Annotated in this window: 18 protein-coding genes; 11 read left to right on the plus strand and 7 right to left on the minus strand. The window is 54.3% G+C overall.

The genetic code is table 11. The features are described from left to right. Window positions 1-139: 139 nt before the first annotated feature. Complete coding sequence (locus RHK62_RS05800) at window positions 140-1,321, plus strand: pentapeptide repeat-containing protein (protein WP_255521508.1); 1,182 nt, start codon at window positions 140-142, stop codon at window positions 1,319-1,321. An 8-nt stretch (window positions 1,322-1,329) separates the two neighbouring features. Here RHK62_RS05800 and rodA read toward each other — a convergent pair whose 3' ends face one another. Further along, complete coding sequence (rodA, locus tag RHK62_RS05805; RefSeq protein WP_206201417.1) at window positions 1,330-2,598, minus strand: rod shape-determining protein RodA; 1,269 nt, start codon at window positions 2,596-2,598, stop codon at window positions 1,330-1,332. Between the two features lie 146 nt (window positions 2,599-2,744). On the opposite strand from rodA, the gene RHK62_RS05810 reads away from it, so the two are divergent. Further along, the gene (locus tag RHK62_RS05810; protein ID WP_206201418.1) at window positions 2,745-3,461 is read left to right on the plus strand and encodes a pyridoxine 5'-phosphate synthase; all 717 of its coding nucleotides are present in this window, start codon (window positions 2,745-2,747) and stop codon (window positions 3,459-3,461) included. On the opposite strand, the gene RHK62_RS05815 is transcribed toward RHK62_RS05810, so the two are convergent. Together RHK62_RS05815 and RHK62_RS05820 are read right to left on the minus strand one after the other, a co-directional pair. Beyond that, window positions 3,451-3,912, minus strand: coding sequence for a YbjN domain-containing protein (locus tag RHK62_RS05815; RefSeq protein ID WP_206201419.1), 462 nt, complete (start codon window positions 3,910-3,912; stop codon window positions 3,451-3,453). The genes RHK62_RS05810 and RHK62_RS05815 overlap by 11 nt on opposite strands. A 25-nt stretch (window positions 3,913-3,937) precedes the next feature. Next, window positions 3,938-4,375, minus strand: coding sequence for a hypothetical protein (locus tag RHK62_RS05820; protein WP_206201420.1), 438 nt, complete (start codon window positions 4,373-4,375; stop codon window positions 3,938-3,940). Window positions 4,376-4,570: 195 nt separating this feature from the next. Between RHK62_RS05820 and RHK62_RS05825 the strand changes: the two genes are divergently transcribed. The 6 genes from RHK62_RS05825 (at window position 4,571) to scpB (ending at window position 9,096) form a co-directional block, all read left to right on the plus strand. Next, a complete protein-coding gene (locus tag RHK62_RS05825; protein ID WP_225901665.1) occupies window positions 4,571-5,179 on the plus strand; it encodes a DUF3038 domain-containing protein in 609 nt (202 codons plus the stop codon). Next, window positions 5,179-5,853, plus strand: coding sequence for a DUF4335 domain-containing protein (locus RHK62_RS05830; RefSeq protein WP_206201421.1), 675 nt, complete (start codon window positions 5,179-5,181; stop codon window positions 5,851-5,853). Before RHK62_RS05825 ends, RHK62_RS05830 begins: the two co-directional genes overlap by 1 nt. Before the next feature lie 65 nt (window positions 5,854-5,918). Then, complete coding sequence (locus tag RHK62_RS05835) at window positions 5,919-6,452, plus strand: gamma carbonic anhydrase family protein (RefSeq protein ID WP_302676532.1); 534 nt, start codon at window positions 5,919-5,921, stop codon at window positions 6,450-6,452. Between the two features lie 117 nt (window positions 6,453-6,569). Further along, window positions 6,570-7,595: a phosphate acyltransferase PlsX gene (plsX, locus tag RHK62_RS05840; RefSeq protein WP_206201423.1), complete on the plus strand. Its 1,026-nt coding sequence runs from the start codon at window positions 6,570-6,572 to the stop codon at window positions 7,593-7,595. Beyond that, complete coding sequence (locus RHK62_RS05845; protein WP_310438418.1) at window positions 7,595-8,584, plus strand: beta-ketoacyl-ACP synthase III; 990 nt, start codon at window positions 7,595-7,597, stop codon at window positions 8,582-8,584. The genes plsX and RHK62_RS05845 overlap by 1 nt, the downstream gene beginning before the upstream one ends. Window positions 8,585-8,586: 2 nt before the next feature. Continuing rightward, entirely contained in the window at window positions 8,587-9,096 is a 510-nt protein-coding gene (gene scpB / locus RHK62_RS05850; RefSeq protein WP_310438417.1) for an SMC-Scp complex subunit ScpB, read from the plus strand. Here scpB and RHK62_RS05855 read toward each other — a convergent pair. Further along, window positions 9,068-9,946 carry an FHA domain-containing protein gene (locus RHK62_RS05855; protein ID WP_310438416.1) on the minus strand — a complete coding sequence of 293 codons (879 nt, stop codon included), beginning with the start codon at window positions 9,944-9,946 and terminating at the stop codon, window positions 9,068-9,070. The genes scpB and RHK62_RS05855 overlap by 29 nt on opposite strands. A 51-nt stretch (window positions 9,947-9,997) precedes the next feature. Then, a complete protein-coding gene (locus RHK62_RS05860) occupies window positions 9,998-10,177 on the minus strand; it encodes a hypothetical protein (protein WP_255521510.1) in 180 nt (59 codons plus the stop codon). A 365-nt stretch (window positions 10,178-10,542) separates the two neighbouring features. On the opposite strand from RHK62_RS05860, the gene RHK62_RS05865 reads away from it, so the two are divergent. The 3 genes from RHK62_RS05865 (at window position 10,543) to cysE (ending at window position 13,520) form a co-directional block, all read left to right on the plus strand. Then, window positions 10,543-11,097: a late competence development ComFB family protein gene (locus RHK62_RS05865; RefSeq protein WP_206201625.1), complete on the plus strand. Its 555-nt coding sequence runs from the start codon at window positions 10,543-10,545 to the stop codon at window positions 11,095-11,097. Next, a complete protein-coding gene (gene cimA, locus RHK62_RS05870; RefSeq protein WP_206201427.1) occupies window positions 11,094-12,704 on the plus strand; it encodes a citramalate synthase in 1,611 nt (536 codons plus the stop codon). The genes RHK62_RS05865 and cimA overlap by 4 nt, the downstream gene beginning before the upstream one ends. A gap of 75 nt (window positions 12,705-12,779) precedes the next feature. Beyond that, entirely contained in the window at window positions 12,780-13,520 is a 741-nt protein-coding gene (gene cysE, locus RHK62_RS05875; RefSeq protein WP_149817618.1) for a serine O-acetyltransferase, read from the plus strand. On the opposite strand, the gene RHK62_RS05880 is transcribed toward cysE, so the two are convergent. Next, window positions 13,517-14,035 carry a DUF721 domain-containing protein gene (locus tag RHK62_RS05880; protein WP_302679064.1) on the minus strand — a complete coding sequence of 173 codons (519 nt, stop codon included), beginning with the start codon at window positions 14,033-14,035 and terminating at the stop codon, window positions 13,517-13,519. The two genes, cysE and RHK62_RS05880, sit on opposite strands and share 4 nt — an antisense overlap. A gap of 16 nt (window positions 14,036-14,051) precedes the next feature. Then, window positions 14,052-14,939, minus strand: a complete 888-nt coding sequence (locus RHK62_RS05885) for a PRC-barrel domain-containing protein (protein ID WP_297050936.1) — start codon at window positions 14,937-14,939, stop codon at window positions 14,052-14,054. Window positions 14,940-15,009 lie beyond the last annotated feature (70 nt).

A 15,009-nucleotide genomic window follows, 5' to 3' on the forward strand; every position in this document is an offset into this window, starting at 1 on the left:
TTCTGAAAACTTTATGAATTATTGTACAGCCTTCTCTAAGGAGAGAAGGGGAACTTTCTATGGATGTAACGAAGAAAAATCTGATTATGATTGGGTTAATTCCTGAACTGTAGGCCAAATCCTGATGGGCGAAGACAAAATGACCCTCCGTGACAACCAAACGGCGGCTGCTTTGCGTCTCAGTAAAGTGTTAGCCGCTCGTAATCGTTGGCGCACGGGTTGGCAGTCTCTGCGTTCGGTGTTGATGCCGATCGCCATGGTCACTGTCTTGCTGGCTTGGGGACTCGATTGGGATGCGGTGGGTGTGGTGGCTGCTTTGGTGCTGGGGGGACTGAGTTTCCCCTTGGTCTGGACTTCGACCTATCACTGGTTTACTGAAGATCTCACGGAACAGCAACGGCAGTTCATTTTGGCCTCACTGGGCCTGAGTTTGACGGTGGTGGCACTCATTGCCATGACTGGCGCCATGGACTGGATTCGAGGACGCTTTCAAGGTACGAATTGGGATGCGGTGGGGGCACTGGCGGAGGGCTTCGGTGCTTTGGGACAGATTTTGGTGGCGCTCTTGGCCGCCTATGTGGCTTGGCGACAATACGTGATCTCGCGGGATTTGACGACGCAACAAAACCGCATTACCCAACAGCAAACGATTGACAGTTATTTCCAAGGGATTGCCGATCTCATTCTTGACGATGAGGGATTATTGGAGGATTGGCCGCCGGAGCGGGCGATCGCCGAGGGACGCACTGCTGCCATCTTGGGGGGGCTCGATGCCGAAGGCAAGGCCAAAATCATTCGCTTTTTGTCAGGCGCAAAGTTACTCTCGCCGCTGAAGCGCGATCGCCGACTGGGACGGGCGATTTTTGATGGGCTGGGTGGCTATGAGGAAGACATTGAGTATGGTGTGCGGGTGATTAACCTTGGCAGCATGCTAGCGGGCGCTGATCTCAGTGGTACCGATTTGCGCTGGACCGAATTGAGTGATGCCAATCTCACAGGCACCCTCTTTCGCAACTGTAATTTGACGCGAGCCAACCTAGCAGGGGCGATTTTGCAGGGGGCGGATTTCACCAATGCCGATCTCAGTCGGGTTCGCTTCTTTTATGGCACCGCTGATCAGGCCAGCCCCCGCGATCGCCTGCATCCTCCCAACTTTCGCACTGGGGCGCAGACAGGTGCAGTGGTCGAGGATGTCAACTTTACCAATGTCAAGAACCTCTCCGAAGAACAACGCTACTATTGCTGTGCTTGGAGTGGTAGCCGTTCCCGTGAAACGATTCCCGGTGGCTGTGAGGGCATTCCGAATAAACTAGGACGCTAGCGCCTCGGTTAGTAGCGCGATCGCGGGCGATGATTCGCCACGGAGAGCACCATCCCTAAGCCAAGATAGGTCGCCAGCAGGGCTGAGCGGCCATAACTCACCAGCGGTAACGGCATTCCTGTCACGGGGAGCAGACCAATGGTCATGCCAATATTCACCACCACTTGAAACAGGATCATGGCAAATAGACCGATCGCCAGCAACGAGCCAAAGTCATGACCTGCACTATTGGCAATTTGCAATAAGCGCAAACCGATTAACCAAAAAAGGCATAGGAGAACTAAACTGCCAATGAAGCCCGTCTCCTCAGCGATCGCTGAAAAAATAAAGTCTGTATGCTGTTCGGGAATAAATCCCAACTGGGTCTGGGTGCCTTGAAAAATGCCCCGCCCCCATAGCCCACCAGCACCAATGGCAATCCGCGATTGAATCAAGTGGTAGCCAGCCCCAAGGGGATCCTTGTCGGGGTCAAGAAACATGAGAATACGGGTTTTTTGATAGTCCTTGAGCACGCTCCAAAGCAGTTGCCCCAAGCCAGCCCCCCCGAGATTGAGCACCAGCCCCCCCAAGCCGCCGACCCAGCCCAAGGGCAAGCTCCGCCAAGCGACGACGGCCATCGCCAGTGTCCACACCAACCAGAGGATCAGGTTCAGTTGGTAGGGCAGAGGCAGGGCAACGAGAATCGCTGCCACCAAAGGGGAAAGCATCAAGACAATCCAGCTGCCGGGGGTATTCGCCCAGTAGAGCATTGTCAATGTAATGGCAATGAAAACAAGAGACGTGCCCAAATCCGGCTGCGTCAAAACTAGGAAAAAGGGGGGGGCGGTGGCTGCAAAGACACTGAGAATGCCCTTCAGAGAGTGGCCTGAAATGCGGTGCAACAGCGCCGCTTGGGTAAGAATGAGGGAGATTTTGGCAAACTCCGAGGGTTGCAGGTTAAAGCCGCCAATCGCCAACCAGCGCTCTGCTCCCTTGGCCTCGACCCCCACGAGATCAACCGCTAGCAGCAGGGCACAGCTCAGGCCGTAGATGACCCAATGACTGCCCATAAAGACCGATTCCGGAACGCGGGCAAGGATCAGGGCAAGCATCGTACCCATCCCCCCCACCAATAAATGCTGGAGACTATCGTTTTCCTCTAGGTGTAGTTGACTACTGTGGATGAAGACCGCCCCAATGACCGTGGTTGCCCAAACAGCCCCTAACAGCAGCCAATCCACGCCTCGCCATGGATAAAACCAGCCAAAAGTCCGCCGTCGGGGTACTCGCCAAGTCATCAGCCACTGTCCTGTCTCTCCTAGGGGGTTAGTCTATCGGCTGGCTCAAAAGGTTGCAAACGGCCAGCGCGGACAACCGACATGGCACCTTGCCTTGGTGTATTATCCGAAAGGTTGGGCTTCTATTCCGACAAGGAGCGATCGCAGTGGCAACCCTAGGGGTCAACATTGATCATGTGGCAACGATTCGCCAAGCGCGGCGCACAGTTGAACCCGATCCCGTAGCCGCAGCCGTTTTGGCAGAACTGGGGGGAGCTGATGGCATTACCGTACATCTGCGGGAAGATCGTCGCCATATTCAAGAGCGGGATGTGCGCCTGCTGCGGCAAACGGTACGCACCCATTTGAACCTAGAGATGGCTGCCACTTCCGAAATGGTGGCGATCGCCCTTGACATTCGGCCAGATTACGTGACGTTGGTACCTGAGCGGCGCGAAGAAGTCACCACCGAAGGGGGGCTAGATGTGGTGGGTCAGCGGCAACCCTTGACCCAAGTGGTGCAAACGTTGCAAGGCGCAGGAATTCCTGTGAGTTTATTCATTGACGCGGATCCGGCCCAACTGGAAGCCGCCGCTAAAACCACGGCTCAATTTATTGAACTGCACACTGGTCGCTATGCCGAAGCCAAGGGGGAAGCGGCGCAACAACAGGAATTAGCAATTTTAGCTCATGGTGTCCAACAGGCAAAATCCTTAGGCTTGCGGGTGAATGCAGGCCATGGCCTGACCTACACCAATGTGGGGGCGATCGCCCGCCTTGAAGGCATTGAAGAACTCAATATTGGCCACACGATTATCAGCCGCGCTGTTCTTGTGGGCATGGTGCAAGCCGTACGGGATATGAAAGCCCTCATTAGCTCTTAAACTCAGCCCTGAGGGCGTCATCATAGTCATCAGCGAGTGTCGCCACAATCGTAATTAGGCGGGAAATTTCACCCGCAGTAATCCCCCCTAGGGTGCGGGTAGCCACGACTTGGACTTGGTCTTCAGCAATGGCAAAGTGTGCCTCGAGGGTGGTGAGCCAGTTCAACGTCAGGAGCTTACGATAGAGTGCCAATTCATCCGCTACGGGCAGAGGCAGTACCGGTGACCAAATGGTGAGAAAGTCTTCCGCCGTATGGCCACTCAACTGCACAAAGACCTCGGCACTGCCATAGCGAAACATCCAAATTTTGCCACTGTCCGTTTGGCCAACGAGGGGGGCGCCCCCTTGGTGGAGACTAGAAATCACCGTTTCAATAATCTCAACCGCATTTTCTAGGGGCGTGTCAAGGGATGCTGCGGGGATGGGCTGCACTTCACTGACCATGGTCATTCCTTTCGTGAATCAGGACAACTTGTTAGAGGACTTGGTGGGTGTAGGCGTGTTGTTTGACATTGTCGGCAGCGGTAACGATACGCTCGGAGTTGAGCACCCGTTTGCGTTCTGTGGAGGTATTAAAGTTGCGGTAAGTCTCGCCAAGGGGAATATGGCGGGTACTTTGGGGACGGGCAATGTAGGTGCGTGCGGCTGCTGCAAGGCGATCGCCATAGTCATCACACAGATGGGCACTGGGGGGAAACTGCTGCTGCACTTGCTGCGGATCTTGGGCTGTACCATAGGTGAGGGCATGGGCTTCACTATAAGAAGTGGGCAAGCCATGGAGCAAGGCTTCCAACGCCGCTGAGGGAATCGGCTCAATCACCTCTACGGGCTGGAGTTTTCCCTCCACCTGCACAAAACAATGAGCGAGTCCAAGCACCACATAAGCTTCTGGGGGGGGAATCTCTTGACTCATTGCAACCTCACAATCATGTGGTTCTCCTCAAGTCTAGCCTGCTTTTCGAAAAATCAGCGCAGTGGGCAACATATAAAAAGAGGCGGCAGTCGTCAGTGGAGAAACGGCTAAGATCGTTTAGGCCTATTTCACCATGAGTCCTGTCATTATTGCTGTATAGTGAGCACTCTAGAGAGTATGGAAACGGCAAACTCAATGCCAGCAACAATCGAATCCCCTGAAGTTGAGCTATTACCTCCGATGTTGGCAGCACTGCCCGACCCCCAAGGGGTGAGTGTGTGTCCTCGGCGGGCACGTTGGCAATTAGACTTATTGTTGCTTGCCCTAGAGTGCGTTGATTTGCATGCCTCTGAGTTGATGTTGCAAGTGCTGCGAGATCTGCAACTGCAAGTGATGATCCCCAATCGGGTCGTATTTTGGCAAATTCGCTGCACCAATCCCTTTCGCCAAATTACCCAGCGTACCCCCTTGCCCTTAGCGGAAACAAAGGCACTCACCGCAGTGGTTGTGCAAGTGGCGCGGCGGCAGACGGCAATCCTGCGGCATTTACTTTTGGTGTTGGATCAATTGCAGGCGCAAAATTTGCCCCCGGAAACCTATGCCCCCTTGGCGGAGTATTTAGACCGCTTTCGCCGCCATTTTCGCAAACGCATGAACCTCCAGCGATCGGGTCTCTTTCTCTACAAAAATAACCAAGCCCTCAATGAGTTGGGTCTAAAGCTGTTGGCACAACTTCTGCTCTGTGCAGGCACAAAGGGCATGGAACGCCTTTGGTTTAGTTTATTTGATGGGGAAGTAAGTTAATGCTGCTGCAACGCCAGTATTCATTGCCCAATTGCACACTGCGAATTGAAGGGCTGAGTGGTCAAGCCGGCGCAGAGCAGTTGGATATTGTCACCCTCTGCGAGTGGGAGATTATTGGCCAGAATCAGCGGGTCAAGGGCGGGAAAGAATTCCTTGTGGCATTGCTCAATAGTGTGCCTGCAGCAGCGCAAACGTGGTTGAGTGGTGTTAAGTTACGGCGATCGCCCCAGTACCCGATTCAGGTCGAGATTCAGGCCTCTAATCAGGTAGTGCTGCATATTCCCCGCCAGCTATTGCAAGGCTCGCCTACAGAAAATGCCGATACCCCTGCCCAGAATGGCGCTGGTGAAACCCTAGAAGTGCAGCTCACTTGGTTGCAGCTAGCGGATTTAGTGGAGGCATTGGATCAACTCTGTAGTGATAGCCAAACACTGCCTACCCTGATACCAACATTCCATTCCCTCCCCCGGCAGGCGATCGCCCCTGCTGTGCCTTTGCGCAAACAACTGATGCCTTTGGGGATTGGCGCTGCTAGCTTAGCCGTCATGGCTGCGATCTTTTTCCATCTACCAGTGCCCGAACGCCGTCCCCCCCGCGAGGAAGCCGTGCCCCCCACCGCCGAAGCCGTCACACCCTCACCGGCACCCACGACACCAGCAACCCCGAATCCGTAAGCCCATTTCAGGCCTACCCGCAATTTGGCAACTGTCGTTTAGCTTTTTGATGCTTGGAATCAACCATGGTAATCACTGCCCCTAGTGCTTTTTGGCCCCCCGTTGCCAGCGATCGCGCTGCCTTTATTGCCCCCAATGCCACCCTTGTTGGCGATGTCCGCTTGGGTGAAGGCTGTAGCATTTGGTATGGCGCTGTTTTACGCGGTGACGTGGCGTACATCGAGATTGGTGCCCACACCAATGTTCAAGATGGCGTCATCCTCCATGGTGATCCGGGACAACCCACGATCCTTGGGGAAGAGGTGACGGTTGGGCATCGCGCGGTGATTCATGGCGCAACCGTGGAAGATGGCTGCTTAATTGGCATTGGCGCCGTGATTCTCAATGGCGTTCGAGTTGGAGCGGGCAGTATTGTCGGTGCAGGGGCAGTGGTGAGCAAAGATGTCCCCCCCCGCTCTTTGGTTGTGGGCATTCCCGCTAAGGTGGTGCGGGAAGTGAGTGACACTGAGGCCGCCGATCTACGTCAGCATGCCCGTAAGTATGAACAACTGGCCCATGTCCACAACGGCACAGGCACTGATCTAGGGTTCCATCCCTAGAGGTTGCATCCAAGGCTGTCCTACACTGATTCCGACGGTGTTGGCTGTTGGCCATTCTTAGGAAAAGGGCTGTCATCTGCTAAAATTCTGAAGGATTTTCTCGTAAGAGTTCAGCCAATGACTCGTGCACGGATTGCTGTGGATGCCATGGGGGGTGACTATGCTCCCGATGAGATTGTTGCCGGTGCCCTCAGAGCCAGTGAAGAATTAGACGCCGATATCCTCCTTGTGGGTGATCCGGTGCCCATTCAGCGCTACCTCAATGAACATGCCCCCACAGCCAAGACCCAAATTGTCGAAGCGAGTGATGTTGTGGAAATGGGGGAAGAACCCCTGACCGCCCTGAAAAAGAAACCCAAGGCCTCAATTAACGTGGCGATGGATCTGGTCAAAGCGGGTGCGGCTGATGCGGTTGTTTCCGCTGGTCACTCAGGGGCAGCGATGGCTGCGGCGCTATTGCGCTTGGGTCGACTCCCTGGCATTGATCGCCCCGCCATTGGTGCCGTCTTACCCACCCTCATCCCCGGCAAATCCGTTCTTGTCCTCGATGTCGGTGCCAATGTGGACTGCCGCCCGAAATACCTTGAGCAATTTGCGGTCATGGGTTCGATCTACAGCCAGTACGTCTTGGATGTCGAAGATCCCAAGGTGGGCTTGCTTAATATTGGCGAAGAGGACTGCAAAGGCAATGATCTGGCCCTAAAGGCACATCAACTGCTGCGGCAAAATCGCCAAATCTCCTTTTTGGGCAATGCCGAAGGCCGCGATGTCCTGTCGGGACAATTTGATGTCGTGGTCTGTGATGGCTTTGTTGGCAATGTTCTGCTTAAATTTGCTGAATCCTTGGGTAGTGTCCTCGTCCAAATTCTCCGCGAAGAGCTACCTCGGGGCTGGCGCGGGCAACTGGGTACGGCGCTGCTGCGTCCCAATCTCCGCAAAATTAAACAGCGCATTGATCATGCCGAACATGGCGGTGGCCTCCTCTTGGGCGTGGATGGCATCTGCATCATTAGCCATGGCAGTTCCCAAGCACCTTCGATTTTTAATGCCATTCGCTTGGCCAAAGAAGCGGTGGATCATCGCGTTTCAGAGCGGATTCAAGCTTGTTACCAGCATGCCGTTGCCGTTGAGGATCAGGCTTAGTGGCTGTGCAGGGCGTTAAATTTAGCGGCGTGGGCGCGGCAATCCCCCGTCAATGCTTGACCAATGCCCACCTCAGTGCCCTTGTGGATACGTCTGATGAGTGGATTCAATCCCGTACCGGCATTCAAGAACGGCACGTGGCAGCTCCTGACCAGCGCCTTGTGGATTTGGCCAGCGAAGCGGCAGGCGCAGCCCTACAGATGGCCGGCCTAGAACCCACAGCAGTCGATTTAATCATCTTGGCTACCTCTACGCCCGATGATCTCTTTGGCACCGCCTGCTTGGTGCAAACTCGCATTGGTGCGCTAAATGCCGTGGCCTTTGACTTAACGGCTGCCTGTTCTGGCTTCCTTTTTGCCTTGGTTACGGCGGCTCAGTATTTGCGCACCGGTGCCTACCGCAGTGCCTTGGTCATTGGTGGTGATATTCTGTCGCGCTGGGTGGATTGGGGCGATCGCCGCACCTGCATTCTCTTTGGCGATGGCGCCGGCGCAATGGTGTTGCAAGCGAGTGACGTGGATCAGCTTTTGAGCTTTGAGCTGCGCAGTGATGGCCGTCTCAATGAGCACCTCACCCTTGCCTTTGCCGGAACCCCTCAATCTCTAGGGGAGCAGCTGGCGATCGCCCAAGGGGGATTTGCTCCCATTGCCATGAATGGCCGTGAAGTTTATCGCTTTGCCGTCACCCAAGTCCCTGAAGTCATTGAGAAAGCCCTGCACCGCGCGGGGTGTACGGTTGAAGACATTGACTGGCTGGTGTTGCATCAGGCCAATCAACGCATTCTTGACGCGGTTGCCCAGCGTTTGGGCATTCCTCAGGAAAAGGTGATTAGCAATGTGGGTCAGTATGGTAATACCTCCGCCGCCTCGATTCCCCTTGCTCTGACGGCTCCGATTCAACAGGGGCATATTCAACCCGGAGACTTAATTGCCACCGCTGGCTTTGGTGCGGGGTTAACTTGGGGAGCTGCCCTGTTCCGCTGGCAATAGCTATGCAAAGGGACACTGACCTGCGTACATTAACGATGCGGGTGGAGGCCATTCTCTACCTGAAGGCGCAGCCCCTCACCCTTGCTGAACTAGCAACCCTCGCCGCCACTGCTCCTGAGGCCGTTGAACTGGCACTGATTGAGCTACTCAACGACTATGCCCATCGCCAAACGGCCCTTGAAATTGTCCAAATTGACGATAGATACAGCCTGCAACTCAAGCCTGCCTTTCAAGAATTGGTTCAGTCCCTTGTCCCCGTTGAATTGGGGGTTGCGGCACAGCGCACATTAGCCCTGATTGCTTTTCGTGGCCCCATGCGCCAAGCAGAGGTGATTGAACTGCGGGGATCCAGTGCCTACCAACACATTCAAGAACTCCTCACCCTTGGGTTTATTCAGCGGCGGCGGGATAGCCAAAGTCGCTCCTACATCCTCCAAGTCACTGAGCGCTTTCACCAGTATTTTCAGGTGGATCAACTGCCAACTATTCAGGGGAAAAGGGCGGACGATTGACATACTCACTGAGCAACTGGGAGGGCAAATCATCATTGGTCGCCAATTGCAGATTCAAGAGAGCCACTGCGAGCTTGTCTTGCTCTAGTTTGTTGCGTCCCAAGGCCTTGAGAATGCGCCGTAATTGAGCCGCAATTTCTGCCCCAAACATGGTGAGATTTTCATCGGGCAGTGCGGGCAGCCAATCAATTGCCCCATGTTCTACTGCCCATTGTCGCTGCATGGGGGAAATGTGGTTGTCGTAGCGGTCAATAATGAAACTGCGCAGCTTGGGATAGGTTGCCTTGATCCAATTCAAAAGGTTACCAATATCCGGGGTTTCCAGTTGCGAATCAAGGAGCAACAGGTCAGGGTTGCGCTGCATCACGGTCACAAAATCACTAATAATGCGGCGGCTATTGATTTGCCCCGATTCAACGATAACTTCTAACCCCTGACTACGCAGCAATTCTTGCCAAATTTGTACTTGAATGCCGGGGGGTTGAATGATGAGAATGGTGGGTTGAAGGGCAAGAGGAGCATCCGGCGGGGTGGTGGAGACAGCCTCATCGGTACGAAATTCAAGGGTTGTTTTGCCGATAATAAAGCGATCGCCCGTTTTGAGGAGCGTCGGCACCTGAATCATTTGACCATTTAGCACACAGCCATTACGACTCCCCAAATCAATGAGATAATAATCATCATTATCCAGACGCTGAATCATGGCATGGCGACGGGAAGACCAGCGATCCGCTAAAACAATTGTGCAGTCTTTACCTCGACCAATCACCCATGAATTGCCTTGGGTAAGAGGGACGATATAGGTGCTGGCCTCTGTGGAGATGACCAATTGTGGATACTGTGGTAACAAGGTGACCCCTCTTCCAACTCCCTGTAGGAATAAATTCGGTCTCTCAGTCCTCTATTCAAAATGATAATCGGGACATTGAATGGCGGCTTCCGTTGCTGCCCAATCGGGATGTAGTGAACACTTGAGGCGATAGTCTCCTGAAAAGAAACGACAGCGAGAACAGGGAATTTGATGTAAGCGGCGGGCGATCGCCAGCCCTTCTTGGGTGAATTGCCACACATTCCACACCATGATTGCCAGCAGCAGCCAAGCAACACAAAAACAAATTGGTACTAGTAATGGCTCTACGGTATGTAAAAAAGATGACAACCAAACAACCATAGGCTGCAACAGAAGAAGAAATGAGAATGATGTGGGCGACTGCTAGCCTTTAATTATTTCCTACGACAATTTTACCACTTGGCTATACAGGTATGAAGATTTCGTAGGATTTGGCAGTTCTTTGCAACAGTTCTCATCGTTATCTTAGCGTTACCGCCTTTTTCTAAAATATGGACTACCTACAGTGCAAAATTGCCCCTGCCCTTGGCAGTTCCTCGGCATATACTAAATTTGAGTGGGGGAGTGCCCCTACAGCAATTACAGCGGAAACACGTATGGGGATTCAAGAGATTGTTGAACAAGCACTGCGCAATGGTTATCTCACACCAACGCAGGAGGCAGAAGTCGGACGCATTTGCGACAAAGCCACCGAACTCTCCGTGGAAGACTATATGGCGTTGGATCGCCTTATGGGTGCTCTCTTGACGGGGCAAGTGGTGGCGGTTCCCCGCAAGCAATTTATCAACGTCATGGAAGAATTGGTGCTCACCGAGGCAATTACCCGCATTGCCGCCATTGAAGCGGAGCAAGAATGCGCCCTTGATTTGGGAGATATTGCCGCCTACGCCCTCAACCGCCTTCCCCCGCTCTACGCCACAACCGAAGAGGGCGCACAGTATCAACGCCAGCGGGCTGAAGAGGAACTCATGGATCTGATTCGCGCCCAAGTCCAAGAGGCCATTAACCGCAGCATGGCACGGCCACAATTTCATCCGGAGCGATCGGCCATCGGCAAAACCTCCGGCAAAGAGGTCTTTTCCCAAGTCAGTTCTTTGCTGCAAGCCTACGCCAATGACTATGAGCGTCCCAAGGGAGAGTCAGCACAGTGAAAATTTGGCTGTACGATACCACCCTGCGTGATGGTGCCCAGCGGGAAGGTCTCTCCCTCTCCCTCGAAGATAAACTGCGGATTGCTCGTCAACTGGATCGCCTAGGGATTCCTTTTATTGAGGGGGGCTGGCCGGGCGCCAATCCCAAGGACGTACAGTTTTTTTGGCAGTTGCAGGAAACGCCCCTCCAACAGGCAGAAATCGTTGCTTTTTGTGCTACTCGTCGCCCCGGCCGCAAGGCCGCAGAAGAGCCAATGTTTGAGCCGATTCTAGCGGCCGGTACCCGTTGGGTGACACTCTTTGGCAAATCTTGGGATCTGCATGTCACCGACGGCCTCAAGACCACCTTGGCCGAAAACTGCGCCATGATTGCCGATTCCATTCAGTTCCTGAAATCCCATGGGCGACGGGTGATCTACGATGCCGAACATTGGTTTGACGGTTACTTTGCCAACCCCGACTATGCGCTACAAACCCTTGAAACCGCTTTAGCGGCGGGTGCCGATTGGTTAGTTCTCTGCGATACCAATGGCGGTTGTCTGCCCCATCAAATTCAGGCAGTGGTCGCCGAGGTGGTGGCGCATTTTGGTGCCTTGGACTGCTTGGGCATTCACACCCACAACGATGCTGGCACAGCCGTAGCCAATGCCCTTGCGGCGGTTCAAGCGGGGGTGCGAATGGTGCAGGGAACGATCAATGGCTATGGCGAACGCTGCGGCAATGCCAATCTGTGCACCCTGATTCCCAATCTGCAATTGAAACTGGGCTATGACTGTGTCACCCCAGAGCAGTTGGCAACCCTCACAGAAGTGAGCCGCCACGTGAGTGAAATTGTCAACCTTGCCCCCGATGATCACGCGCCCTACGTGGGGCTGTCGGCCTTTGCCCATAAGGGGGGAATTCACGTCAGTGCCGTGCAGCGCAACCCCCGTACCTACGAGCATATTGAGCCGCATTGGGTGGGCAATCAACGGCGCATTATTATTTCTGAGCAGGCGGGCATCAGCAATATTTTGGCGAAAACCAGTGAACTTGGCTTTGAGTTGGATCGGCAGCATCCCCTGAGTCGGACAATTTTGGAGCGGATTAAGCATCTCGAAAGCGAAGGCTATCAATTTGAAGCGGCGGAAGCGAGTTTTGAACTCCTGATTCAGGAGGTTCTAGGGCAACGCCAGCGACCCTTTACCCTCAAGGGCTTTGATGTCTTTTGCCGCACCGATTCACGTCAACTGGAGGCCACGATTCGCAGCCAGTCTCTGGCCACGGTCAAAGTTGAAGTCAATGGGGAGGAGATGCTCACGGCGGCAGAGGGCAATGGTCCTGTCTCGGCATTGGATCAGGCGCTGCGCAAGGCCTTGATGTCCTTCTATCCAGAGATTGCCGAGTTTCACCTCACGGACTACAAGGTGCGGATTTTAGATGGCCATGCCGGCACGGCAGCCAAAACACGGGTGCTGGTGGAATCCAGTAATGGGCGCGATCGCTGGGCAACAGTGGGTGTCTCTGCCAATATCATTGAAGCCTCCTACCAAGCGGTTGCCGAAGCCCTCGAATATGGCCTACAGCGCACTCGGCGATCCCAACCGTCCCCTTTGGTGGCCTCCTGAAGCCTCTTAGACCTTGGCAAAATCCGCTAAGATCAAAACTGCTGTTTAGGTTGCATCACTGCCAAGGAGCCGCGTGTGCTCAGCACCCTCAAAGCAGATTTCCAAATTATCTTTGAGCGGGATCCCGCTGCCCGCAATTGGTTAGAGGTTGTTTTTTGCTATCCCGGACTTCAGGCCATTGTTCTCCATCGGTTGAGCCACTGGCTTTGGCGGCGGGGTATTCCCTTTATCCCCCGCTTTATTTCTCACATTGCTCGCCTGCTGACGGGGATTGAAATTCACCCCGGCGCCACGATTGGCAAGGGCGTTTTCATTGATCACGGCATGGGGGTCGTCATTGGCGAGACTGCGATTGTGGGCAATTACTGTTTGATTTATCAGGGAGTGACCCTCGGCGGTACCGGTAAAGAAACGGGAAAGCGGCACCCTACCCTCGGTGAAAATGTGGTTGTCGGTGCTGGGGCAAAGGTGTTGGGCAACCTCACGATTGGGGACAATGTGCGCATTGGCGCGGGGTCTGTGGTGCTGCGGGATGTGCCCTCGGATTGTACCGTGGTGGGGATTCCCGGGCGAATTGTCTATCGTGCAGGTGCCAAAATTGCCCCCTTGGAACACGGTCAACTGCCAGACTCTGAGGCCGAAGCAATTCGCTATCTCTTGGATCGCATTGAACTCCTAGAGAAACAGGTGCAAACACTGCAACAGCAGGAAAAGGTGCCTGCTCTGGCGCAAGGACATTTGCAAGCCTCCCAAGGTCAAGCCTGCCGCCTCAGCGATCGCCCCATTGAGGAGTTTCTCAACGGCTCTGGCATCTAGGCTGGCCGCATATAACACAGGCCACAGAGTCCCCAGCGCTGCAATTCTTTGATGGGTGTAGGGCACTGACAGCGGGGGCAGAGGGGATAGTCTCGCGATCGCTGACGCACTTGGGCTTGCCATCGTTGAAAAGCCTCTTGGGGAGTGGCGGCAGGTGTCACATTGGGAAGATGCCCGACTTTCGGTAAGGCCTCATGGCTAGCGATCGCCGAGCGTTGGGGGTGCCAGTCCCGATTGGAAAAGCGAATATCGCTGAGGACAATGCCAAGGGTCTGCTGAATTTTGACCATGAGGGGCGATCGCGAGAACATCAGATGGTGCGCCCAAGTACTACTGGCAACGGCCACATGCAAAACCCCTTGACTGGTGAGTTCCACAGGAACAGCGTGCTCAGCGACGACCGCCCCCACGAGCTGCGGCCACTGCTCCAAGAGACGCAAGAACCGCTGCGGCTGCTGCCATTCAGGAGCCTGCTGCCATTGCTGAAGTACCGTGGCCAGTGGGACATAGGCCATCGTGGACTATTCCCGACTATTCGTGATCGTATTCCTCTTGCTTCTGCCGCTGCTCAAGGCGAATCGGTTGTTGCTCTTCCCAAGGATCGGCAGTGGGTTCCGATTCCGGCAGTTCTACGGGCATGGCTTGAGCTGGAGGTTTAACTTGACGCGAGCGGGGACGCTCTTCATACTCATACTCCTCCTCATACTCCACATACTCAGGCTGGCGACGCCGACGCCGGGGAGCGGTTTCCCAATCGGCTTCGTAATCACTGCGGCTGCGTTGGGGGGGATAGACGGGCGATCGCGCTCCGGAGGGCAATTGATTACTGCTCGGCGTAACGGGTTGATAGTACTCGTCCTCGTCGCTTTCCCAAGGGGGTGCCCCCAAGCCGACCCGTTCTAAGAGACCCACTGTTAATTGCCGCAGGCGGGTTTCTGCCCCTTCAAAGACAATAATGCGATCAGGGCCGGTGCTGACAATTTCCTCAATGGGCAACTCGTAGGTGCTAATCAGTTGCGCCGGAATCCAAGGCAAGCCAATGGAAGCTAAAATCAAATCCGTAATGTCACCCGTTTCAGGATCAAACTTAAAGCCCCGTACCTTACCCAGCACTTCGCCGGTTTCGGTGACAATCTCACTATCAATCAGTGTGCTGTAGTTGTAGGTATTGAGAGCTTCGGTGACATCATCATCGTGCTCAACGAGAATGACATCGCCAATTTGGCGAATACTGTCGAGAAGAATGTAGCGTTGCTCCCCTGTAAAGAGGGTATTGCGTACCCCCAAGGCCACCACTTGCCGCTGGTCAATATCGACCCAAACTTGATTAATGACGCCTAACTTCCGACCAGTATCACGGGTAATTACCTGTGTACCGATCAAATCTGCCCGTTGCAGCAATTGCGCCGATATGGTCATGCCTTTGTGTATCCCAATGAATCTTAGTAATACTATAGCGGCGAATACCAATGGTACGCCAAAGGCGATC

The organism is Thermosynechococcus sp. HY213 (assembly GCF_031460975.1).
GTDB lineage: Bacteria > Cyanobacteriota > Cyanobacteriia > Thermosynechococcales > Thermosynechococcaceae > Thermosynechococcus.